This is a genomic window from Burkholderia sp. BCC1972, from assembly GCF_905339605.1.
Lineage (GTDB): Bacteria > Pseudomonadota > Gammaproteobacteria > Burkholderiales > Burkholderiaceae > Burkholderia.
On the sequence record NZ_CAJPGH010000007.1, the window covers coordinates 140,228 to 160,456 of the forward strand.

General features: G+C 68.5%; 22 protein-coding genes and 2 pseudogenes. 11 read left to right on the plus strand and 13 right to left on the minus strand.

Translation table 11 applies throughout. The features are described 5' to 3' along the window. The first annotated feature begins 15 nt into the window (after positions 1–15). The gene (locus U5798_RS13255; RefSeq protein ID WP_415859496.1) at positions 16–540 is read left to right on the plus strand and encodes an OmpA family protein; all 525 of its coding nucleotides are present in this window, start codon (positions 16–18) and stop codon (positions 538–540) included. 112 nt (positions 541–652) lie between these two features. Here U5798_RS13255 and U5798_RS13260 read toward each other — a convergent pair whose 3' ends face one another. Genes U5798_RS13260 through U5798_RS13270 form a run of 3 tightly spaced genes read right to left on the minus strand, consistent with a single transcriptional unit; the run spans position 653 to position 1,165 of the window. Continuing rightward, the gene (locus U5798_RS13260; protein WP_322082286.1) at positions 653–811 is read right to left on the minus strand and encodes a hypothetical protein; all 159 of its coding nucleotides are present in this window, start codon (positions 809–811) and stop codon (positions 653–655) included. 43 nt (positions 812–854) lie between these two features. Then, a complete protein-coding gene (locus U5798_RS13265; protein ID WP_322082287.1) occupies positions 855–980 on the minus strand; it encodes a hypothetical protein in 126 nt (41 codons plus the stop codon). Next, positions 977–1,165: a hypothetical protein gene (locus U5798_RS13270; RefSeq protein WP_124451344.1), complete on the minus strand. Its 189-nt coding sequence runs from the start codon at positions 1,163–1,165 to the stop codon at positions 977–979. Before U5798_RS13270 ends, U5798_RS13265 begins: the two co-directional genes overlap by 4 nt. Positions 1,166–1,459: 294 nt before the next feature. Between U5798_RS13270 and U5798_RS13275 the strand changes: the two genes are divergently transcribed. Continuing rightward, positions 1,460–3,361 carry a DUF3857 and transglutaminase domain-containing protein gene (locus U5798_RS13275; protein ID WP_322082288.1) on the plus strand — a complete coding sequence of 634 codons (1,902 nt, stop codon included), beginning with the start codon at positions 1,460–1,462 and terminating at the stop codon, positions 3,359–3,361. A gap of 69 nt (positions 3,362–3,430) precedes the next feature. Further along, a complete protein-coding gene (locus U5798_RS13280; RefSeq protein ID WP_185658156.1) occupies positions 3,431–3,601 on the plus strand; it encodes a hypothetical protein in 171 nt (56 codons plus the stop codon). Positions 3,602–3,622: 21 nt separating this feature from the next. On the opposite strand, the gene U5798_RS13285 is transcribed toward U5798_RS13280, so the two are convergent. Then, positions 3,623–4,672, minus strand: coding sequence for an AraC family transcriptional regulator (locus U5798_RS13285; RefSeq protein WP_124451340.1), 1,050 nt, complete (start codon positions 4,670–4,672; stop codon positions 3,623–3,625). Between the two features lie 70 nt (positions 4,673–4,742). On the opposite strand from U5798_RS13285, the gene U5798_RS13290 reads away from it, so the two are divergent. After that, complete coding sequence (locus tag U5798_RS13290) at positions 4,743–5,945, plus strand: MFS transporter (RefSeq protein ID WP_322082289.1); 1,203 nt, start codon at positions 4,743–4,745, stop codon at positions 5,943–5,945. A gap of 53 nt (positions 5,946–5,998) precedes the next feature. On the opposite strand, the pseudogene U5798_RS13295 reads toward U5798_RS13290, so the two are convergent. Continuing rightward, positions 5,999–6,877 (minus strand): annotated as a pseudogene (locus tag U5798_RS13295) (aldo/keto reductase family oxidoreductase). Positions 6,878–6,978: 101 nt separating this feature from the next. Here U5798_RS13295 and U5798_RS13300 point away from each other — a divergent pair. Continuing rightward, complete coding sequence (locus U5798_RS13300; protein WP_322082290.1) at positions 6,979–7,878, plus strand: LysR family transcriptional regulator; 900 nt, start codon at positions 6,979–6,981, stop codon at positions 7,876–7,878. Between the two features lie 32 nt (positions 7,879–7,910). Here the strand turns inward: U5798_RS13300 and U5798_RS13305 are convergent, their stop codons facing one another. The 4 genes from U5798_RS13305 to U5798_RS13320 all read right to left on the minus strand — a co-directional run bounded on the left by U5798_RS13305 (position 7,911) and on the right by U5798_RS13320 (position 10,844). After that, positions 7,911–8,756: a helix-turn-helix transcriptional regulator gene (locus U5798_RS13305; RefSeq protein ID WP_322082291.1), complete on the minus strand. Its 846-nt coding sequence runs from the start codon at positions 8,754–8,756 to the stop codon at positions 7,911–7,913. A gap of 48 nt (positions 8,757–8,804) precedes the next feature. After that, the gene (locus tag U5798_RS13310; RefSeq protein WP_322082292.1) at positions 8,805–9,362 is read right to left on the minus strand and encodes a carboxymuconolactone decarboxylase family protein; all 558 of its coding nucleotides are present in this window, start codon (positions 9,360–9,362) and stop codon (positions 8,805–8,807) included. A gap of 117 nt (positions 9,363–9,479) precedes the next feature. After that, positions 9,480–10,241 (minus strand): isocitrate lyase/phosphoenolpyruvate mutase family protein, encoded by a 762-nt coding sequence (locus U5798_RS13315; RefSeq protein WP_322082293.1) that lies wholly within the window; start codon positions 10,239–10,241, stop codon positions 9,480–9,482. A 135-nt stretch (positions 10,242–10,376) separates the two neighbouring features. Continuing rightward, positions 10,377–10,844: a MarR family transcriptional regulator gene (locus U5798_RS13320; protein ID WP_322082294.1), complete on the minus strand. Its 468-nt coding sequence runs from the start codon at positions 10,842–10,844 to the stop codon at positions 10,377–10,379. 81 nt (positions 10,845–10,925) lie between these two features. Between U5798_RS13320 and U5798_RS13325 the strand changes: the two genes are divergently transcribed. Continuing rightward, positions 10,926–11,294 (plus strand): YciI family protein, encoded by a 369-nt coding sequence (locus U5798_RS13325; RefSeq protein WP_124451325.1) that lies wholly within the window; start codon positions 10,926–10,928, stop codon positions 11,292–11,294. Between the two features lie 99 nt (positions 11,295–11,393). Then, positions 11,394–12,011 carry a glutathione S-transferase family protein gene (locus U5798_RS13330; RefSeq protein ID WP_322082295.1) on the plus strand — a complete coding sequence of 206 codons (618 nt, stop codon included), beginning with the start codon at positions 11,394–11,396 and terminating at the stop codon, positions 12,009–12,011. A gap of 37 nt (positions 12,012–12,048) precedes the next feature. Here the strand turns inward: U5798_RS13330 and U5798_RS13335 are convergent, their stop codons facing one another. From U5798_RS13335 to U5798_RS13350, 4 genes are all read right to left on the minus strand, one after another. Then, positions 12,049–12,771, minus strand: coding sequence for an HAD-IA family hydrolase (locus U5798_RS13335; RefSeq protein ID WP_322082296.1), 723 nt, complete (start codon positions 12,769–12,771; stop codon positions 12,049–12,051). 23 nt (positions 12,772–12,794) lie between these two features. After that, positions 12,795–13,766, minus strand: coding sequence for an ornithine cyclodeaminase family protein (locus U5798_RS13340; RefSeq protein WP_124451321.1), 972 nt, complete (start codon positions 13,764–13,766; stop codon positions 12,795–12,797). A 108-nt stretch (positions 13,767–13,874) separates the two neighbouring features. After that, the gene (locus U5798_RS13345; RefSeq protein WP_322082297.1) at positions 13,875–15,005 is read right to left on the minus strand and encodes a DSD1 family PLP-dependent enzyme; all 1,131 of its coding nucleotides are present in this window, start codon (positions 15,003–15,005) and stop codon (positions 13,875–13,877) included. Positions 15,006–15,134: 129 nt separating this feature from the next. Continuing rightward, positions 15,135–16,094: a LysR substrate-binding domain-containing protein gene (locus U5798_RS13350; protein ID WP_322082298.1), complete on the minus strand. Its 960-nt coding sequence runs from the start codon at positions 16,092–16,094 to the stop codon at positions 15,135–15,137. Positions 16,095–16,673: 579 nt separating this feature from the next. On the opposite strand from U5798_RS13350, the gene U5798_RS13355 reads away from it, so the two are divergent. From U5798_RS13355 to U5798_RS13370, 4 genes and pseudogenes are all read left to right on the plus strand, one after another. After that, complete coding sequence (locus U5798_RS13355) at positions 16,674–17,132, plus strand: NUDIX hydrolase (protein ID WP_185658155.1); 459 nt, start codon at positions 16,674–16,676, stop codon at positions 17,130–17,132. Between the two features lie 192 nt (positions 17,133–17,324). Further along, positions 17,325–17,537: pseudogene (locus U5798_RS13360) on the plus strand (transcriptional regulator); the annotation flags it as partial. A gap of 261 nt (positions 17,538–17,798) precedes the next feature. Beyond that, positions 17,799–18,389: a DUF2760 domain-containing protein gene (locus U5798_RS13365; RefSeq protein ID WP_322082299.1), complete on the plus strand. Its 591-nt coding sequence runs from the start codon at positions 17,799–17,801 to the stop codon at positions 18,387–18,389. Continuing rightward, positions 18,386–20,227, plus strand: a complete 1,842-nt coding sequence (locus U5798_RS13370; RefSeq protein ID WP_124451312.1) for an Hsp70 family protein — start codon at positions 18,386–18,388, stop codon at positions 20,225–20,227. The genes U5798_RS13365 and U5798_RS13370 overlap by 4 nt, the downstream gene beginning before the upstream one ends. The last annotated feature ends 2 nt before the right edge of the window (positions 20,228–20,229 follow it).

The window sequence follows — 20,229 nt, forward strand, 5'->3', positions numbered from 1 at the left end:
CGACGTCGTGGATCGATGACGAACCTCGCGAAGCTGCCGCGCGCGTCGGGCGATGCGTACGTGTTCGTTCACGTGATGGACGATTCGGCATCGAACAAGCGCACGCTCGTCTACGAGGAAGTCGTGGAGGTGAAGCCGATGCAGACGGGGCAGGTGAAGGTGCTCGATGCTGGTGCGCTGCAGAAGGGGCTGGCCGCGACGGGCAAGATCGCGCTGTACGGCACCTACTTCGACACCGACAAGGCGCAGGTGAAGCCCGAGTCGAATGCGCAGCTCGACGAGATGGCGAAGCTGCTGGCCGCGAACCCGGCGCTGAAGGGCTACATCGTCGGGCACACCGACAACCAGGGGCAGCTCGCGCACAACGTCGACCTGTCGCAGAAGCGCGCGGAGGCCGTCACGCAGGCGCTCGCGACGACGTACCGCGTCGCGCCGGCACGCCTGGTCGCGAAGGGCGTCGCATCGCTGCCGCCGGTCGCGTCCAATGCCGACGACGCGGGCCGCGCACAGAACCGCCGCGTCGAACTCGTGCAGCAGTAATTCTCGACGTCAGCCGGATGCCCGCGTCGCCACGCGGGCGTCGCTCGATCGGGACGGCGTGCGTCGCACGATTCGACCGACGAATTGCCGGGTGCGTGCCGAGCCCGCGCGATCACGGGCGGTGGTGCGGATGCGAGCGCGCCGAGCGCCGCGAGGCGCGGTGGATCAGCCGGTCGCGCGTGCGGTCGCGGCTGCGCTGGATCGAGAAGAACAGCACCGCGAACACGAGGACCGCGAGCAGTACGAAGGTCTGGACGATACCGTTTCCCATGTTGCCTCCGGCACGGTAGGGACGGGAAATGCGCAACCGGCCGTCAGCCGGCGGGCATCGCGACGCCGGCGAGCGGCGTCGCGATGAAGCGCCTGGCCAGCGCATGCGGCGTGGCGCGTTCGGCGCGGCGATCGTTTCCGACCCCGTACGAATGACGGATTGCCGTCACGTCAGCATCGGCACGGCTTCGACCAGCAGGAGACCGATCAGCGCGCCGATCGCGGCGCCGATGAGTCTCGGGTGCCACCGTTCGAGATGCAGCTTCGTCAGCAGCGCGCCGAACAGGATCACGCCCAGCAGCGTGAACAGCACCACGAGGAAGCCGGTTTCGAAATCGCTGTTGATCACCGCCATGATGCCTCCTTGCCCATGTCGGGCGCGCCGCGTTCGTCGAGACGGCGCTTGTCCTGGCGAGGTCGCGATGCAATGCGTGCCTGTCTTGATTATAGGTTGCGCCAGGCCGTCGATCGCGCGTGGCCGAGGCGCTTCGCGGCGCCGCCGTGCCGCATCGCCGCGCGTGGCTTGACGCTCGCCGGTGCGTCACCCACACTGGGTTGCAAGGCGGTGCGCGACTGGCTCGCGTGAGCGTCGCGCGGCGCGGATCGTCCGTGCCGGTGTGTTGCCGCCGTGTTCCGAGACGAGTGCGACGTGGTGCGTTTTCTTTCCCGATCGGCCGGTTTTGCGTTTGCGTGCGCCGTTGCATTCGGCGTTGTTGCGGCCGTGCGGCCGGCCGCGGCCGACACGGTCGATGCGGGCGGCGAAGCGCCCGTCACGCTCGTCAGCGACGTCCACGAATTCGTGATCCAGCACGACGGCTCGCTCGACGAGCACGACGATTCGACGCTGCGCGCGAACAACGCGAACGGCATCGACGCCGTCGCGCAGCGCTACGTGTGGTTCGACAAGAATCTCGAGAAGGTCGACCTGCTCGCGGCCGAGACGATCGATCGCGACGGCGTCGCGCATCCGGTCGGCGCGGACGGTATCCGCGACGTGCAGGAGCCGCGCTCGGCCGGCGCGCCGACCTTCCAGGACGGGCTGTTGCGCACCGTCGTGTTTCCCGGCGTCGAAGCCGGGTCGAGCACGCGCGTCGCGTTTCGCAAGACGCGCACGAAGCCCGTCAACCGCGGCTACTTCGGCTACTACGTCGAGCCGTCGCGCGAGCCCGTCGACAGCCAGCGGCTGATCTTCGACGTGCCGGCCGACATGCCGCTGCATGCGGATGCGCGCGGCTACGTCGCGCTGCCGCCGGTCACGGAGAACGGCCGCACGCGCTACGAATTCGACTACCGGCACGGCCCGTACGACCGCATCGAGAGCGGCGCGGTGGGCTACCCGACCTACGGCGACCGGCTCGTCGTCTCGACGCTGCCCGACTATGCCGCGTTCGCCGCGCGCTACCGCAACGCGGCCGTCGACCCGAGCGTGAGCGATCCGGCCGTCGTGCAACTGGCGCGCGCGCTCACCGCCGATGCCGCCGATCCGCGCGACAAGGCGCGCATCCTGTACGACTGGGTGCAGGCGAACGTGCGCTACGTCGGGCTGTTCCTCGGCGAAACGGCTGCCGCGCCGCATCGCGCGACGGACATCCTGCGCAACCGCTACGGCGACTGCAAGGACCATGTCGCGCTGTTCGGCGCGCTGCTCGCGGCGGTCGGCATCCGCAGCGAACCGGTGCTGATCAATCTCGGCTCCGTGTACACGCTGCCGTCGGTGCCCGGTTACGGCGGCGGCGCGATCAACCATGCGATTACGTGGCTGCCCGATCTCGCGCTATACGCGGATACGACGACGGCCGGCATCGCGTTCGGCTACCTGCCGCCGATCGTGATGGATCGCCCGGCGCTGCTGATCGACACGGGCGTGCTGTCGCGCACGCCGGCCACGCAGCCGCGCGGCCGCATCGCGCGGGTCGAGATCGACGCCGCGCAGCCGGGCGCCGCGCGCTTTCATGCGTACGTCGAGGACAGCGGCTGGACGGCCGAACTCGAACGCAACCTGTTTCGCCGCGCACCGCACGACCGCATCGAGCAGCTTGCGACCGAACGCCTGCGGCAAAGCGGCTTGCGCGGCCGCGCGCAACTGTCGACCAGCGACCGGCGCGTGACCGACGGGCCGTTCGACGTGACGGTCGCCGGCACGCTCGATCATTTTGTGTGGCCGGACGGCACGACCGCGCTGCCCGCGCTGTCGAGCCTCACGGGCGGGATCGCGACGCAGGTCGAGGGCTGGCTGGCCGAGCCCGTGCGCACGCAGCCGTGGGGCTGCCTGGGCGGCACGTTCGACGAGACCGGCCAGATCGCGCTGCCGGCCGGGGTCGTCGTGACCGACCTGCCGGCCGACGCGGCCGTGCACGACCGCTTCGTCGACTTCACATCGCATTACGTGTTCGACGCGGCTGCGCGCGTCGTGCAGGTCACGCGGCGGATGAAGGCGGATTTCGGCCGCCAGGTGTGTACGGCCGACGAATTCACCGCGCTGCGCGCGTCGCTCGAGCGCATCGAACGCGACACGCAGGCGCAGATCGTCGTGCGCGCGAACGGGCGTTGAGCGGGGCGGGCACGGCATTCGCTACGCACGGGCGAACGGCCGGAACCGGCCGACGTGCAGGAGGACATCATGACGGAACGGGATCACGAGATCGCCGAACTCTCGAAGGAATTGCTGGGCCGGATCGTGCAGGGCACGGTCGCTACCGGTGCGGCCGTGAACGCGCAACAGTGCGCGGCGCTTGCCGTGCAGTGCGCAACGGCGCTGGTCGACGCGCTCGAGGCACACAGCGGCCGTTGAGCGCTGAAGGAGCGCCGGGCGTTACGCTTCGGCGCGCACCTCGCCGTCCGCGCGCACCGCGCCCGGCGGCTTGCCGACCACGCGCTTGAACGCACGGCTGAACGCGGCCAGCGAACCGTAGCCGAGCCGGTACGCGACGGCTTCGATCGTCTCGTGGTCGCGCGCGATCCACTGCGCGGCGAGCCGCATCCGCAGCTCGGTCAGGTAGCGTACGGGCGTCATGCCGGTCGCCGCGAGAAACCGTTCGGCGAACACCGAGCGCGACACACCCGCTTCGGTCGCGAGTTCCGCGACGCTCCAGTTGCGGCCCGGGTCGCGATGCAGCGCGACGATTGCGCGGCCGAGCTTCGGCTCGCGCAGCGCCTGCACCCAGCCCGTCGCGTCGCCGCATCCGCATTCGACCCAGCCGCGCACGATGAATGCCGCGACCACATCCGCGAGCCGCGCGAGGATGCCCGCGAAGCCCGCGCGCGCCGTGCACGCTTCGCGCTCCATCGCGTCGAGCATCGGGCGGATTTCCGGGTAGCGCGCAAGCAGCGTGCCGACGTGCATGAACTCCGGCATCGTGCCGACCAGCGGCTGCATGCCGCCGAGATCGAGTTCCATGCACGCGCTGAAGATCAGCGCATCGCCGGCGCCCGGCTCCGTCGTCGCGCAACCGGCCGGCGACGCGCCGGCCGATGCCACCGACGCGACCGTATCGCAGATCTTCGCGATCTCGAAGCCGTTGATCTCGCGGCACGGCACATCCGGATCGGACACCAGCGCGTGCATGCCGCCGTGGGGCAACAGGATCGCGTCGCCGGCCTCGAGCCGCATCGTGTCGCCCGACGCGTCGCGCAGCAGCACGGGCCCGCGCACGATGAAATGGAACTGCGCGCGGCCCGTTCCGTGGCCGAAATTCAGCCCGAACGGCCGTGCCACCTGGATGCGGCGGTACTGGACGCCGCTCAGGCGCATCCCCAGCAGCAACTCGCTGACGAGGTCGTGCGTGTCGGGAATCGGGGGCAGAAGCGGCTCGGACATAGCGAGATTCGGACGAACGATCAATAACGACGGATTGTATGTCATAGACCGTCCTGCCGCTGTTCCTTACGATACGCTCTCATCAGTACTTTCCCTAACCGACACGGAACCCCGCATGAATCCCGGAATCTCCTCGGCCGCCTCGACGGCGGCCCCCCGCGAACCGGCCTGGGGCGCGGTATTCGCGATGACGCTCGGCGTGTTCGGGCTCGTCACGGCCGAATTCCTGCCGGCGAGCCTGCTGACGCCGATGGCCGACAGCCTCGGCGTGACCGAAGGCGTGGCCGGGCAGGCCGTCACGGCCACCGCGACGGTCGCGCTCGTCACGAGCCTGCTGATCTCGGCGCTGACGCGCACGATCGACCGGCGGCGCGTGCTGCTCGTGTTCTCGGTGCTGCTCGTCGCGTCGAACCTGGCGGTCGCGTTCGCGCCGAACCTGGCCATGCTGCTGGTCGGCCGCGTCGTGCTCGGCATCGCGCTCGGCGGCTTCTGGACGATGGCAACGGCCACCGCGATGCGGCTCGTGCCGACGGCGATGGTGCCGCGCGCGCTATCGATCATCTTCAGCGGCGTGGCCGTCGCGACGATTGCGTCCGCGCCGCTGGGCAGCTACTTCGGCCACCTGATCGGCTGGCGCAATGTGTTCCTGATCGCGGCCGTGCTGGGCGGCATCGCGTTCGTGTCGCAGATCCTCACGCTGCCGTCGATGCCGCCGAGCGGCACGACGCGCCTGCGCACGCTGATCGACGTGCTGCGCCGGCCGACCGTCGGCCTCGGGATGTTCGCGACGATCCTCGTGTTCACCGGGCATTTCGCGTTCTTCACGTATCTGCGGCCGTTCCTCGAGCAGGTGGCCGGTGTCGGCGTGAACGGGCTGTCGGCGATCCTGCTCGGCTACGGCATCGCGAACTTCGTCGGCACATCGCTGGCCGGCCGCGTGCTCGAACACCGGCTGCGGCCGATGCTGATCGGCATGCCCGCGTTGATGGTCGTGCTCGGCATCGCGCTCGTCGCGCTCGGCCGCGCGCCGATGATCGACGCGGTGCTCGTCGCGTTGTGGGGCATGGCGTTCGGCGGCGTGCCCGTCGCGTGGTCGACGTGGGTCACGCGCACCGTGCCCGATGAAGCGGAGAGCGCGGGCGGGCTGATCGTCGCGGCGATCCAGCTGGCGATCGCGACGGGCGCGGCGGCCGGCGGCGTCGTGTTCGACGCGAACGGCGCGGCCGGCGTGTTCGTCGGCGCGGCCGTCGTGCTGGCCGTCGCGGTCGCGACGATCGTGACCGGCGTGCCGAAGCGGGTTGGCGTGGTCGCGTCCTGACCGGCCTGGCGGCGCGCGTGGCGCGGGCCGCCGGGCAGGCGATCGTCCGCGCGTCAGGCGGCGTCGGCGCCCGCGATACGGTCGAGTTCCGCGAGCGCCCCTGCCGGCAGGTCGAGGTCGGCTGCCGCGAGATTCTCGCGCAGATGCGCGACCGACGACGTGCCGGGAATCAGCAGCAGATTCGGCGCGCGGCGCAGCAGCCACGCAAGGGCGACCTGCATCGGCGTCGCGCCGGTACGGGCCGCCACGCCGGACAGCGTCGACGACTGCAGCGGCGAGAAGCCGCCGAGCGGAAAGTACGGCACGTACGCGATGCCGTCACGGGCAAGCGCGTCGATCAGCGCATCGTCGCCGCGGTGCGCGACGTTGTAGTGATTCTGCACGCAGACGATGTCGCAGATCCGCCGGCCTTGCGCGACCTGCGCGGGCGTGACGTTGCTCAGGCCGATGTGCCGTACGAGCCCGCGCCGCTGCAGCTCGGCGAGCGTGGCCAGCGGAGCTTCGATCGATCCTTCGGCCGGCCCGTGCGGGTCGAACATGATGCGCAGGTTGACGACGTCGAGCACGTCGAGTCCCAGGTTGCGCAGGTTGTCGTGCACGGCTCGTTCGAGTTCGTCGGGCGCGAACGCGGGCAGCTACGATGCGTCGTCGCCTCGACGCGCGCCGATCTTCGTGACGATCACGAGATCGTCGCGATACGGATGCAGCGCGTCGCGGATCAGCCGGTTGGTGACGTGCGGGCCGTAGAAGTCGCTGGTGTCGATATGGTCGACGCCGGATTCGACGGCTTCGCGCAGGACGTTCAAGGCGGCCTCGCGATCTTTCGGCGGGCCGAATACACCGGGGCCTGCAAGCTGCATCGCGCCGTAGCCGATCCGTTTGACGCGGCGATCGCCGAGCTTGAAGGTGGCGGTATGGCGAATATCGGGCATGGCCGTACTCCTGTCGATGGGATGAATGCGTTCAGCATAAGGAGGAGCCATCTGCGCGATAAGCCGTCATAATCCGTACGGGTTGTACGAAAAGGCGAACAATGCAAGCCGATCTGGGTGATCTGAATGCGTTCATGGCTGTCGCGCGCGCCGGCGGGTTCCGCGACGCCGCCCGCGTGACGGGCCTCAGTGCGTCGGGGCTGAGCGAGGCCGTGCGCCGGCTGGAGGCTCGGCTCGGCGTCCGGCTGTTGCACCGCACGACGCGCAGCGTCGTGCCGACCGAAGCCGGCGAGCGTCTGCTCGCGCGCCTCGGTCCCGCATTGACCGAAGTGGCGGCGGCGCTCGACGGCATCGGCGAATTCCGGGGCCGGCCGACGGGCACGCTGAAGCTCAATGTGCCGCTCAGCGCGTCGCGGCTCGTGCTGCCCGCGATCGTGCCGCGCTTCCTCGATGCGTACCCGGAAATTCGTCTGGAAGTGATCGCCGACGAAAATTTCGTCGACGTGCTGGCGGCCGGATGCGACGCGGGCATCCGCTACGACGATCGGCTCGAACAGGACATGATCGCGGTGCCGATCGGCCCGCGCATCCAGCGGTTCGCGACCGCGGCGGCTCCCGGCTATCTCGTCCGCCATGGCCGGCCGCGCCATCCGCGCGACCTGCTCGGACATCGGTGCCTGCGTGGGCGCTTCGCGAGCGGCGTGATGCCGGCGTGGGAATACGAGCGCGACGGCGAGCTCGTGCGGATCGAGCCCGCCGCCGGGCCGCTGCTGGTGCAGATCGGCGGGGCGACGGAGTTGCTGGTCGATGCGGCGATCGCCGGTACGGGCATCGTGTATCTGTTCGAAGACTGGCTGCGCCCGCACCTGGAGAGCGGCGCGCTCGTACCCGTGCTCGAACCGTGGTGGCGGCCGTTTTCAGGTCCGTTTCTCTATTATCCGGGGCACCGCCTCGTGCCGCCGGCCCTGCGCGCGTTCGTCGATTTCATCAAGGCGTCCTGAACGTGGCGGGCGGGCGATGCCCGGCCCGCCGCTCAGCGCACCGGTGCGTGTGCATCGAGCAACTGCCGGTGGCGCGCGTCGGTCGCGTCGTCGGCCGGAAACATGCACTCCATGCGCAGTTCCTGCGCGGCCGCGCTGTGCGGCGTACCGACCGTCGTGATCAACGAGAAGTAGCGCAGCACGACGCCTTCGTGGATGAAGCCGATCGGGACGACCGGCAGCGACGGCGCGGCGGCCGGCGCCGGCGGCGTCTTCCAGTCGCGCGGGGTAGCGGGGCAGGCGAGCAGGTCGTCGAGCAGCTGCCGGGTTGCGTCGTCGATCACGCGGCCGACCGATTCGCGATGCACACGCTGCAGCAGGCTGCGCGACACGGTGCCCCAGTCGGCGACGAACGGCTGCATGCCGAGCGGATCGAACATCAGGCGCAGCAGGTTGCGCGGGCCTTCGCGTGCCGCCATGTCGATGAAGCAGCCGAAAAAGCGCGGTGCCGCATCGTTGGTCATCAGCACGTTCCAGTGGCGGTCCATCACGATCGCCGGGAACGGCTCGTGCTGGCGCACGACGCGTTCGAGCGCGCGAATCACGCCGTGCATCTCCTGCGCGTCCCACGGCGCTTCCGAATACACCGGCGCATAGCCGGCCGCGAGCAGCAGCGCGTTGCGCTCGCGCAGCGGCACGTCGAGCGTCTGCGCGAGCGTCAGCAGCGTATCGCGGCCCGGCACGCTGCGCCCGCTTTCGATGAAGCTGATCTGGCGCTGCGAGATCCCGGCATCGAGCGACAGGTCGAGCTGGCTCACGCCACGCACGTCGCGCCAGTAGCGCAGCAACCGGCCCAGTTCGTGCGGCGGCGAGTCCGGATCGCGGCGGGTGGCGTTCATCTGGTGTCCCTGGTCGTTCCGTGATCGACGCGAACGACTATATCGGACTCACGCGGCCCGCGCATGCCACGCGAATGCGTCGAACGGCGCTTCGAGCGCGGGCCGCGCGACGCTGCCGACGTAGTTCGTGATCGTCGAGGCGGCGACGACCGCGATCACTTCCAGCAACTGCTCGGCGCTGAATCCGGCGTCGAGGAACGACTGCCGGTCCGCGTCGGCGATGCGGCCGCGCGTGTCGATCAGCGTGCGTGCGATGGCCGACAGCGCGGCCAGTTGCGTGTCGGCGGGCAGGTCGCCGCGCCGGATCGCATCGACGTCGGCGGGCGCCACGCCTTGTTTCAGCGCGAGCGCGGTGTGGAACGCGACCGGCCATTCGCTCGCGTTCGTGACCGCGTTGGTGAGCAGCAGCGTCTGGATCTGCGGCTCGGTGAGGCTGCTCGCGTGCACGCGCTCGAACAGGCCGATGAAACCGTTGATCAGCACCGGCGACGCGGCCATCGCCGCCGCGATGTTCGGGACGCTGCCGAAGGCTTGCTGGAGTTGCTGGAGGACGGGCTTCGATTCGGCCGGCGCGGAATCGATCGTGTGAAGCGGATAGGCGGACATGATGTCTCCCGGCTGATGAGCGCCGCCGGAATGGCGGCGCGACATCCGAAGCGTAGGAGCGTGCGCGTCGTGCGCCAATTACATGGGATGTAATCGGTTGATGGGCACGCGAATCCGCTAGCTACCTTGCTTGACCATCGCAGCCAGCGTCTTCATCGCCTGCAGGTACGGATACGGCCCGTGACTGATGCGCGCCACGCCGTAGTCGGCGAGTTCGGCAAGCGTCGGCGTTTCCGACACGCGCATCACGTTCACGGGCAGCGGCGACGCGGCCGTCAGCGCGCGGATGAGCGCCGGCGACCGCAGGCCCGGCACGAAGAGGCCGTCTGCGCCGGCGGCTGCATACGCGCGAGCACGAGCGAGCGTCGCGTCGAGCAATCGTTCGTCATGCGTATCGGCGGCTTCAACGAAGAACACGTCGGTGCGTGCGTTGATGAAGTAATCGGCGCCCGCGCGGTCGGCCGCCTGCCGTGCCGCCGCGATACGGGCCGCCGCGTCTTCGGTATCGCGCAGTGCGCCCGTCGCCGGAATGCTGTCTTCGAGATTGCAGCCGATCGCGCCGGCCTGGATGCTCAGCGTGATCGTGTCGCCGACATCGTCCGGGCGCTCGCCGTATCCGCTTTCGAGATCGACGGTGACGGGCAGGTCCGTCGCGCGCGTGATCCGCTCGAGCACCTCCATCATCAGCGCGCGCGGCATCTGCTCGCCGTCGGCGAAACCGTTCGCGACCGCGACCGACCAGCTGCCCGTCGCCAGCGCGACGGCGCCGGCGTCGGCCACCGTGCGCGCACTGCCGGCGTCCCACACGTTGAACAGCGCCAGCGGCTGGCCCGCGCGGTGTAGCGACCGGAAAACCGCACCTTTCTCGTTGCTGCTCATGCTCGCTCCTCCTTGTGAATACCGGATCGGTTGTCGTGCCGAGCGATATTGCCACCGAATCGGGCGCCGCGACGGATTCGTACGATCACAACTGACAAGGAATGGCAGGAGGCACGCGGCCGGCCGCGCACCGGCTCAGCCGCGTGCGGCCGGATCGACCGACAGCGCGCGCAACTGGCCGCGCAACTGATCGACTTCGCCGGGCGCGAACGGACGCTCGATGTCGGCATGTGTCTGCTGCCACAGCGGGAATGCTTCGGCGAGCAGGTCGTGGCCGGCCGGTGTCAGTTCGAGCAGGCGGCTGCGCCGGTCGTCCGGGTCCTGCGCGATCGTGACGAGGCCGCGCCGCTCGAGCGGCTTGAGGGCGGCCGTGAGCGTGGTGCGGTCCATCGCGAGCAGCGACGCGACCGATTTCATCGGCGCCGGTTGCGGCCGATTCAGCGACATCAGCAGCGAAAACTGGCCGTTGGTGAGGTCGAGCGGGCGCAGCACATCGTCGAAGATGCGCGCAAGATTGCGTGCCGCGCGCTGCATGTGCAGGCACAGGCAGCAATCGCGCACCATCAGCGTCGTTTCGAAAGGAAGCTTTTCTTTGCGTGCCATGTTGCAATTGTGTTGATATCAACCTATCTTGTCAAGGTCGAGGCGCGGCAGCCCGCCGTGCCCGTCATCGGAGGAGAAGGCATGAGTGCGCAACAGCAGTTGTATCTCGCCGTATTTCTCGGGAGCAAGGATAGCCCGGCCATGAAGGCGTGGGTGGCGCTTCCGGAGGAAGAGCGGCGCACGCGCGAGCGCGACGGCATTGCCGCGTGGCATGCGTGGGTCGACCGTCACCGCGACGCGATCGTCGAGATGGGCGGGCCGCTCGGCAAGACCAAGACCATCGACGCGGGCGGCATCGAGGACACGGCCAACGCGCTGAGCGGTTTTACCGTCGTGCGCGCGGCGTCGCACGATGCGGCAGCCGCGCTGTTCGAAGGCCATCCGCATTTCACGCTGTTCCCGGGCGAGTCGATCGACGTGATGCCGGTGCTGGCAGTTCCCGGCGCGTGAGCGGCCCGTGGTGCCGGGCGTCGCGTCTGCGCATCGATGCATCGACGCGCCGTGGCCGGCATGCGGATAGTGTTCCGACATTCTGGATGGAGACTGGCGATGAAGCTTTACGGTTTTGCCGGCACGCGTTCGCAGCGCGCGCTGTGGGGGCTGAAGGAACTCGATGCGGATTTCGAATTCGTGTCGGTCAACCTGCTCCAGGGCGAGCACAAGCGGCCCGAATTCCTGCGCCTCAATCCGGCCGGCAAGGTGCCCGTGCTGGTGGACGGCGACCTCGTGATTCCCGAGTCGGCCGCGATCGTGCTGTATCTCGCCGACAAGTATCCGGAGAAGGCGCTGCTGCCCGTCGATCCGGCGCTGCGTGCGGAGGCCTATCGGTGGGTCATGTTCGCGGTGACGGAGCTGGAGCAGCCGCTGTGGCGGATCACGCGGCATATGTTCCTCTATCCGCCGGAGAAACGTTCGCCGGCCGACATCGAACTGGCGCGCGAGGATTTCACGACGATGGCCGCGATCCTCGACAAGCATCTCGAAGGCCGCGAATTCATCGTCGGCGATTCGCTGACGGTGGCCGATTGCGTGACGGTGTACCTGATCGACTGGGCGAGCGAATGCCATCTGATCGAACCGTTTCCGCAACTGCGCGCGTATCTCGAGCGGCTGTATGCACGGCCGAAGGCGCCGCAACGCATCGCGGACGCACGCAAGGCGGCGTGACGGCACGCATGAAGACATGCGCCGCACCCGGTTGCGGTCACGACGCGCTGTCGGGGCCGCCGAGCGCGCGACACAGCATCGACAGGTCGCGCAGCGTGAGGTGCGGCGTCGCGGCATGTTGCGGCGCATGTTCTTCGTTCGGGCGGGGCTCGCGAACGACCCATGCGGCCTGAAGCCCGGCATTCAGCGCGCCGACGATATCGAGGTGGAAATCGTCGCCGACATGCAGCAGTTCGGCCGGACGCACGTCGAGTGCGTCCGCCGCCGCATGGAAGATCTCGGGTTCCGGCTTCGCGAAGCCGAATGCGCGCGCGCTGAGCGTCGTGCGGAAGAATTCGCCGCCGCCGGTCAGCCGGAGATCCGCGTTGCCGTTGGTCACTGCAATCAACGGAAAGCGGGCACTCAACCACGCGAGTGCAGGCAACGCGTCGTCATAGAATTCGACACGGTTGCGCGCGGCATAGAAGACGTCGTACGCCGCGTCGGTCAGCGAAACATCTTCGTTCGCGCGTTCCAGTGCCAGCCGGATCGAGCCGAGTCTCATCGCGCGAAAGTCGCCGGCGAGGTCCGGGCGCAACCGTTCGTATTCCTCACGTAGTTCGCTCAATGCCTGTTGCGTGGGCAGCACGCTCGCGGTATCGGGCGCGTGCTCGATCAGCCACGCGCGCAGCATCGCCTCGGCTCGTATGACGGACGGCCCGAACGGCCACAGGGTGTCGTCGAGATCGAACGAGAGGGCGGAAACTTTGGCGAGACGCATGGCGGTTGAACGAGGAGGGTGGCTTACCAGGGCCACGGAACGGAAGTGCCGGTGCCGTTGTCGAGGGCGTGCCGATACAGGAAGCGTGCAACGGTCAGGTCCTGAAGCGCGAGCCCCGTCATGTCGAAGACGGTGATCTCGTGCGCGGCCCGGTCGACCGGCGCCGCACCCGCGAGGATGTCACCGATTTCGGTGCGCGGCAAATCGGGTGCCCACTGGCACTCGCCGATGCTGCGCGCCTGATCGTGGTCGTCGACGAAAATGCGCGCGCGTTCCAGTACGCCGGCCGGGAGTTCGCGCTTGCCTGCCGTATCGGCACCCACGCAGGTCAGGTGCGTGCCCGGCTGCACCGCATCCGCGTCGAACAATGCGCCGCCGCCGGGCGTGGCGGTGATCACCACGTCGCTCGTGGCCACCGCGTCGTTCCGGTCGAGCGCGACGCCGATCGCGCATCGGTCGACGAAAGCCGATTCGAACCGCCGGTCCGGCTCGCCGCTCACATTCACGTACTGCACCGTGCAGCGTTGCGGCAGCAGCCTGAGCGCGTAGTCGAGCTGGACGCGCGCCTGCACGCCCGTGCCGAACACGCAGATTCGCGTGCTGTCCCGGCGCGCCAGCTGTTGCAGCCCGAGTCCGCCGGCTGCGCCGGTCCGCGCGGTGGTGATCGCGTTGCCGTCCATGATGCACAGCGGGCGCCCCGTGGCCGGGTCGAACAGCGCGACGGTGGCCTGATGCGGCTCGCCGCCGCGCGCGCGATTGCCTGGCCAGAATCCGGCCGCCTTGAAACCGAGCAGGTCCTGGCCCGCGACGTCGCCCGACTTGATGCCGAACACGCCGCCGGTGTGCAGCTTCTCGCGTACCACCGGGAACACGCGTCCGGCCCGCCGGCTGTGCAGCACGAACGCTTCGCGGACCGCCGCCATCACCTGCTCGGCCTGAAGGGCGGGTTCGACGGCATCGCGGTCGAGAAGAAGGAGTCGGGCGTCTGTCGGCATGTCGGGTACGCCTTTCCGGCGCAAGGCGAAGCAGGGAGGTTTAAAGTGTGTCCAGATTTAGACAAATAGTCAATTCTAGTGCAAGGCGGTGTGGATGACGCGATGCGCCTACCACCCGTAGAAGCGTGGCCAGGTCTGCGCGATACCGCCTTCGCCGATGGCCTGATACTCCGGGTGCTGCGCGCCGGTGGCGCACGCGTGATTCGGCAGGATGCGCAGGCGCGTGCCGATCGGCAACCGCTGCGCGATGCCCAGGTCCGGCGTGCCCGTGCGCGACACGATCCCGTGCTCCTGGTTGGCCGCGCTCATCACGTAGTCGCCGAGCACGTCGCCGCCTTCGGTGCAGACCAGCCCGTAGCCGAAATCGCGCGCCTGGCGCTGGGTGCCGCGGTCGCGGCTCATCGCCATCCAGCCCGCGTCGACGATCGCCCAGCCTTTCTCTTCCTGGTGGCCGATCACGGTGGTCAGCACCGACAGCGCGATATCGGACAGGTCGCACACGCCGATGTTGTGCATCACGAGGTCGAACATCACGTACACGCCGGCGCGTACCTCGGTCACGCCGTCGAGGTGTTGCGCCGACAGTGCGGTGGGCGTCGAGCCGGTGCTCACGACCGGGCAGGGCAGCCCGGCCGCCCGCAGGCGCTGCGCGGCCTGCACGGTGCGGCTGCGCTCCTGTTCGGCGATCGCGGCCAGCGCTTCGTGCGTGTCGTACTCGTAGCTGGAGCCCGCATGGGCCAGCACGCCGCCGAGCACCATTCCGCCGTCGACCAGCGCACGGCCGACGTCGATCAGCAGGTCGGCATCGGGCGGGATGCCGGAGCGGTGGCCGTCGACGTCGACCTCGATCCACACGTCGAACCGCTCGCCGTGTTCGCGCCCGAACGCGGCGATCGCGCGCGCGGCCGGCAGGCTGTCGGCGACGATCTTCAGGTCGCAACCCTGCCGGCGCAGCGCAAGCGCCTGGCCCAGCTTGGCGGGCACCATGCCGACCGCATAGACGATGTCGCGCACGCCGCCCGCGAAGAACTGTTCGGCTTCCTTGAGCGTCGACACCGTGATGCCCTGCGCGCCGGCCGCGATCTGCGCGTCGACGACGTGCCGGCATTTGGTGGTCTTGACGTGAGGGCGGAACGTGACGCCGAGCGCGTCCAGATACGTCTGCATGCGGTCGATGTTGGCGCGCATGCGGCCGACATCGATCAGGGCGGCCGGGGTGTTGAGGGTTTGAAGGTCCACGATGCGTTCGATGATGAGGTGGTCGACGCGGACACTTTAGGGCGATCGATGCGCACCGTGTTTAACGCAGCACTAATCCGCCATTAAGCCGCATTTAATCTGCGCGAATCGAGCGGATCGTGGCGCCGTTCAGGCTTTGCCACGCCACGGCGGCGGATCGAGAAACTGCCGCGCGGCGTCGAGAAACACCCGTTGCCGCGCGGAACGGCCGGTGCGGGACGGCAGCAGCGCCGTGACCGGCGCGGGCGGCAGGCGCCAGTCCGGCAACAACCGGACGAGCTTGCCGCTCGCCAGCAGCGGGGCGACGTCCCACTCGGAGCGTTCGACGATGCCGAGGCCGGCCAATGCCCATTCGGTGATGACGGTGCCGTCGTTCGACGACAGCGCGCCGGTGACGCGAATGACGGCAGCCCGCCGCGGCTCGCCCTTGACGTCGCCGTCGGGCGAGAAACGCCAGCGCGGAATGTCCTCGTCGTTTTCGCGCAGGCACAGGCAGTCGTATCGCACGAGATCGGACGGGTGATTCAGGTCCTTGATGCGGCGCGCATAAGCAGGGCTCGCACACAGGAAGCGCTCGTTGGGGGCGAGCGGATAGCCGACCCACGACGACGACTTGAGGCTGCCGACATGGACGACCACGTCGGCGCCCGACGCGCTGGTCAGCGGGCTGTCCGACAGGTGCAGCGAGATTTCGAGCTTCGGATGCGCACGCTGCACGTCGCGCACGATTCGTGCGACATACTTGCGCCCGAAGCCGAGCGGGGCGACGACGCGCAGCGTGCCCTGCACGTCGCCGGGGTCGCCCGCGATGCTGACCGGCAGCGCCTCCACGCGCTCCAGGATGCCGACGGCTTCCTGGTACAGCCGCTGGCCTTCGTCGGTGAGCGCGATCCCTTTCGGCTGCCGCACCGCGAGCCGTGCGTTCAGGCGCGCTTCCATCCGCTGCAGGCGAATCGTGACCGCGGGCGGCGTGAGATCGAGCAGGCGCGCGGCAGCGGCCAGTGAGCGCGACGCGCCGATCGCGCGGACGAGTCGCAGGTCGTCGAGGTCGAGCATTTCATCGGCGTTAATGCTTGGGATGTCGAGCATTAAACCGCACATCGTGCGGCGAAGCCAGCGATGCGGCGCTGGCCCGCGACGACGACAGCCGGACCCGTCAGTCCCGTTCGCTCGATACATCGAGTCTTCCGGTCGCGCGTGACGCCCGAAGATCAGCGACCGGTGCGCACCCACGCCGGCCGCGACGCCCGACGCGGATGCGAACGTCGCGTCGGTCGTCAGGCTCGACGCGTGTCAAGGTGGCATGCGACGAATTCGAACGTAAAGCGGGCGTCAGGTTCTCCGCACTGTGCGGTATTGGTGATCTATCATTTGGCATGCTGAGGAAAGAAGGCAATGATTAAAGCCGCGTTCATAGCAATTGAAGGATGTGATGAACGCAGACAATTTCGCGGACTTCGTTCGACGTGTTGATGTGGCGCTGGACTTGGGTGAATCGAGCGGAAAGACGACAGCGCATACTTCGGCAGTGACGCTGAGTTGGGCACCGATCCTTGATTCGGTGACTGGCCAGGGCGTCTCTGCGGAAGCGCAGCGACCTGGATAACCGATCAATGCGACGAGTCCCTGTCCCATCGGGATGGGGGGACTTCGACCAGAAGAATTATCGTGCAAATCAAGAATAAAGTACTTGTCTATCTTACATGGCGAGATAAATTGCTCACTTTCACGCAGCCTAAGTTCCCGGAAGCCGGGCGGCAGGTGATCGCCGGAACGATGGAACAGAACGAAACGCCAGAAGCCGCTGCGCTACGTGAGCTACGCGAGGAAAGTGGCATCGAAGATGCAGAAGTTGTTCGCGTCCTCGGTGACTACTTCTATTCGATGAGAAAATTCGGAAGAAGCGAGATCCAGCACCGGCATGTTGTGCATGTCATGGCGAGTGACTCCATTGCCATGAAGGAATGCTGGACGCATTTCGAGACCCATCCAAGTTCCGGTGGCGAACCAATTGAACTCAGCCTGCAGTGGCTTCCCCTTTTTGAAAAAGAATTCGCGCTGATCGGTGGACACGATTTCTTCTTGCCCATGCTGAAACATTTCATGCGCGAGCATTCGGAGATTTGAATAAGATGTGTTGCCGATCACGTCGACAAAAGCGCGCTGTTTGACGAGCCCACGACCATCCACTTCGCATCGGCGAGGCTGGACGGTCGTGCGATCCACCACTATTTGATGTTTATCGAACCGGTGCTGGAAACCCATCACGCGAAGTTCAGCGAGGGAGAAAGGGGGAAAACTCCCGAAATTCCTCGATTGGTCTATCGCGCGGTGGGCGAACCGCCGCTGTTCTCCGACCTGGTGCCCGAGGACGCGCCCGAATGCCTGGTCGAGCAGGCCGTCAACGCGCATCTGTCGGCCACGCTGAAGGACGCCGAAGCATCGCTGCCGACGCGCTTCGGCGCAGTCACGCTCGGCATGCTGTCGCGCGATTTCGAAGCGAAGGCGGCCCGGCTGCGCAAGCCGCGCTGACGCGCCGCAGCATCACAATCCATCGCGCGCGACGTGCGATCGGGCACGATCCGACCCGGACGAAACCTCCGCGCCGCGACGTTCTGTCCCCCAACTTCTGCCCGGTTCGCCCGCCACAGGGCAAAATACGGGTTTTCCGCACCCGCGAGGGCGCGACCGAATCACGCGCCGGGCGGCGGCGGTGCGCCATCCGCACGCCACCACCCGGCGCCCAGGCAAGAAACGCTCGCCATGTTGCGAGCCCACAGGAGTCCAGACCCCATGCCCGAATCCAACCTGTCCTTCTTCGGCCGGCTGTCGCTTGCCGTCGGCACGTTCTTCTCCGTGCTCGGCAATCGCGAGTTCGCAGCCGGCGTGCTGCGCGTGCGCGATGGCGCCCCGGCACCGGTCGTGCCGACCCCTGCCCCGGCTGCCGCGCCCGTCGCACCGGCGCCCGCACCCGTGAAGGCGCCGGCGCCCGAGCTGCGCGAAGCGAGCCCGCAGGCTGCGCTGCAACTGCTCGGCCTGCTGCAGCGCGATGCGCGCTTCATCGACTTCGTCGAGGAAGACATCGCCGGCTACGCGGACGCCGACATCGGCGCGGCCGCGCGCCTCGTGCACGACGGCTGCCGCGCCGCGCTGCGCGAACATTTCACGATCGTGCCGGTGCGCGACGAAGCGGAAGGCAGCCGCGTGACGCTGCCGGCCGGCTTCGACGCGACGGCCGTGCGCGTGACGGGCAACGTGGTCGGTTCGGCGCCGTTCACGGGCACGGTCAGCCATCGCGGCTGGCGCGTGGCCGACGTGCGCCTGCCGAAGCTGACGGGCAGCCACGACGCCTCGGTGGTCGCACCGGCGGAGGTGGAACTGTGAGCGATCCGCGCTATTCGATCGGTATCGACCTCGGGACGACCCACTGCGCGCTGTCGTATGTCGACAGCAGCGCAAGCGACGGCGAAACGATCACGCAGCAGGTGCTGCCGATCGCGCAGCTGACCGCACCCGGCGCGCTGGAATCGCGCGACCTGCTGCCGTCGTTCCTCTACCTGCCGCATGAAAGCGAACTGACGCAGGGCGACCTGACGCTGCCGTGGACAGCCTCGCGCGCGTTCGCGGTCGGCGAGATGGCGCGCACGCGCGGCGCCGGCACGCCGATCCGCCTCGTGTCGAGCGCGAAGAGCTGGCTGTGCCACCCGGGCGTCGACCGCCGCGCGGCGATCCTGCCGAGCGATGCGCCGCCGGAAGTCGCGCGCGTGTCGCCGCTGGAAAGCTCGATCCGCTACCTGACGCACCTGCGCGAAGCGTGGGACCACGCGCATCCCGACGCGCCGTTCGCCGACCAGGACGTGACGGTCACGATCCCCGCGTCGTTCGACCCGGCCGCGCGCGAACTGACGGCCGAAGCGGCACGTGCCGCCGGCTATTCGCGGATGACGTTGCTCGAGGAGCCGCAAGCGGCGCTGTACAGCTGGATCCAGAAGAGCCAGGGCGGCTGGCGCAAGCAGGTGCAGGTCGGCGACCTGATCCTGTGCGTCGACGTCGGCGGCGGCACGACCGACCTGTCGCTGATCGCGGTGGTCGAGCGCGACGGCAATCTCGAACTGCATCGCGTGGCCGTCGGCGAGCACATCCTGCTCGGCGGCGACAACATGGACCTCGCGCTTGCGCACGTGGTCGCACGCAAGCTCGCGCAGCAGGGCACGCAGGCCGATCCGTGGCAGCTGCGTGCACTCACGTACGCGTGCCGCTCGGCGAAGGAAACGCTGCTGTCCGACCCGACGACCGACGCGGTGCCGCTCGTCGTGCCGAGCCGCGGCTCGAAGCTGATCGGCGGCTCGATCCGCACGGAACTCACGCGCGCCGAACTCACGCAGACGATCCTCGAAGGCTTCTTTCCGCAGGTCGATGCGGCCGCGCGCCCGGTGAGCCGCGCGCGGGTCGGCCTGACGCAGCTCGGCCTGCCGTATGCGCAGGACGCGGGCATCACGCGCCATCTCGCGGCGTTCCTTGGCCGCCAGGTCGCGGCGCTCGACTCGCTCGAAGGCGTGCAGCGCACGCTGCCGCAGGGCGCGACGTTCCTGCATCCGACCGCCGTGCTGTTCAACGGCGGCGTGTTCAAGTCGACGCTGCTCACGCAGCGCGTGCTCGACACGCTCAACAGCTGGCTGGCCGCCGAAGGCGCGCCGCCCGCGCGCCTGCTCGAAGGCGCCGATCTCGACCTCGCGGTCGCGCGCGGCGCGGCGTACTACGGCTACGTGAAGCGCGGCCGTGGCGTGCGCATTCGCGGCGGCACGGCGCGTGCGTACTACGTCGCGATCGAATCGGCGATGCCCGCGGTGCCGGGGCTCGAACCGCCGGTGCAGGCGCTGTGCGTCGCGCCGTTCGGGATGGAGGAAGGTTCCGACGCGGCACTGCCGCCGCAGGAGTTCGGCCTCGTCGTCGGCGAACCGGTGCAGTTCCGCTTCTTCGGTTCGTCGGTGCGCCGCCAGGACCAGGTCGGCACGCTGCTCGACTACTGGTCGCCGGAAGAGCTGCAGGAGCTGGAGGAAATCCAGGCGACGCTGCCCGCCGAAGGGCGCACGGTCGGCGAGGTCGTGCCCGTGAAGCTGCATGCGCGCGTGACCGAAGCCGGCACGCTCGAGCTCGAGGCGATCCCGAGCGGCACGAACGAGCGCTGGAAGGTCGAGTTCGACGTGCGCGGCGCCGCCTGAGC

What these genes read in the sequence shown, in the direction of transcription:
- U5798_RS13340 (WP_124451321.1), bottom strand. Translation starts at nt 13,766, where the DNA reads ATGCCGACAGACGCCCGACTCCTTCTTCTCGACCGCGATGCCGTCGAA.
- U5798_RS13290 (WP_322082289.1), top strand. Translation starts at nt 4,743, where the DNA reads ATGAATCCCGGAATCTCCTCGGCCGCCTCGACGGCGGCCCCCCGCGAA.
- U5798_RS13310 (WP_322082292.1), bottom strand. Translation starts at nt 9,362, where the DNA reads ATGTCCGCCTATCCGCTTCACACGATCGATTCCGCGCCGGCCGAATCG.
- U5798_RS13350 (WP_322082298.1), bottom strand. Translation starts at nt 16,094, where the DNA reads ATGCTCGACATCCCAAGCATTAACGCCGATGAAATGCTCGACCTCGAC.
- U5798_RS13315 (WP_322082293.1), bottom strand. Translation starts at nt 10,241, where the DNA reads ATGAGCAGCAACGAGAAAGGTGCGGTTTTCCGGTCGCTACACCGCGCG.
- U5798_RS13270 (WP_124451344.1), bottom strand. Translation starts at nt 1,165, where the DNA reads ATGGCGGTGATCAACAGCGATTTCGAAACCGGCTTCCTCGTGGTGCTG.
- U5798_RS13330 (WP_322082295.1), top strand. Translation starts at nt 11,394, where the DNA reads ATGAAGCTTTACGGTTTTGCCGGCACGCGTTCGCAGCGCGCGCTGTGG.
- U5798_RS13335 (WP_322082296.1), bottom strand. Translation starts at nt 12,771, where the DNA reads ATGCGTCTCGCCAAAGTTTCCGCCCTCTCGTTCGATCTCGACGACACC.
- U5798_RS13320 (WP_322082294.1), bottom strand. Translation starts at nt 10,844, where the DNA reads ATGGCACGCAAAGAAAAGCTTCCTTTCGAAACGACGCTGATGGTGCGC.
- U5798_RS13260 (WP_322082286.1), bottom strand. Translation starts at nt 811, where the DNA reads ATGGGAAACGGTATCGTCCAGACCTTCGTACTGCTCGCGGTCCTCGTG.
- U5798_RS13325 (WP_124451325.1), top strand. Translation starts at nt 10,926, where the DNA reads ATGAGTGCGCAACAGCAGTTGTATCTCGCCGTATTTCTCGGGAGCAAG.
- U5798_RS13255 (WP_415859496.1), top strand. Translation starts at nt 16, where the DNA reads ATGACGAACCTCGCGAAGCTGCCGCGCGCGTCGGGCGATGCGTACGTG.
- U5798_RS13280 (WP_185658156.1), top strand. Translation starts at nt 3,431, where the DNA reads ATGACGGAACGGGATCACGAGATCGCCGAACTCTCGAAGGAATTGCTG.
- U5798_RS13365 (WP_322082299.1), top strand. Translation starts at nt 17,799, where the DNA reads ATGCCCGAATCCAACCTGTCCTTCTTCGGCCGGCTGTCGCTTGCCGTC.
- U5798_RS13285 (WP_124451340.1), bottom strand. Translation starts at nt 4,672, where the DNA reads ATGACATACAATCCGTCGTTATTGATCGTTCGTCCGAATCTCGCTATG.
- U5798_RS13300 (WP_322082290.1), top strand. Translation starts at nt 6,979, where the DNA reads ATGCAAGCCGATCTGGGTGATCTGAATGCGTTCATGGCTGTCGCGCGC.
- U5798_RS13305 (WP_322082291.1), bottom strand. Translation starts at nt 8,756, where the DNA reads ATGAACGCCACCCGCCGCGATCCGGACTCGCCGCCGCACGAACTGGGC.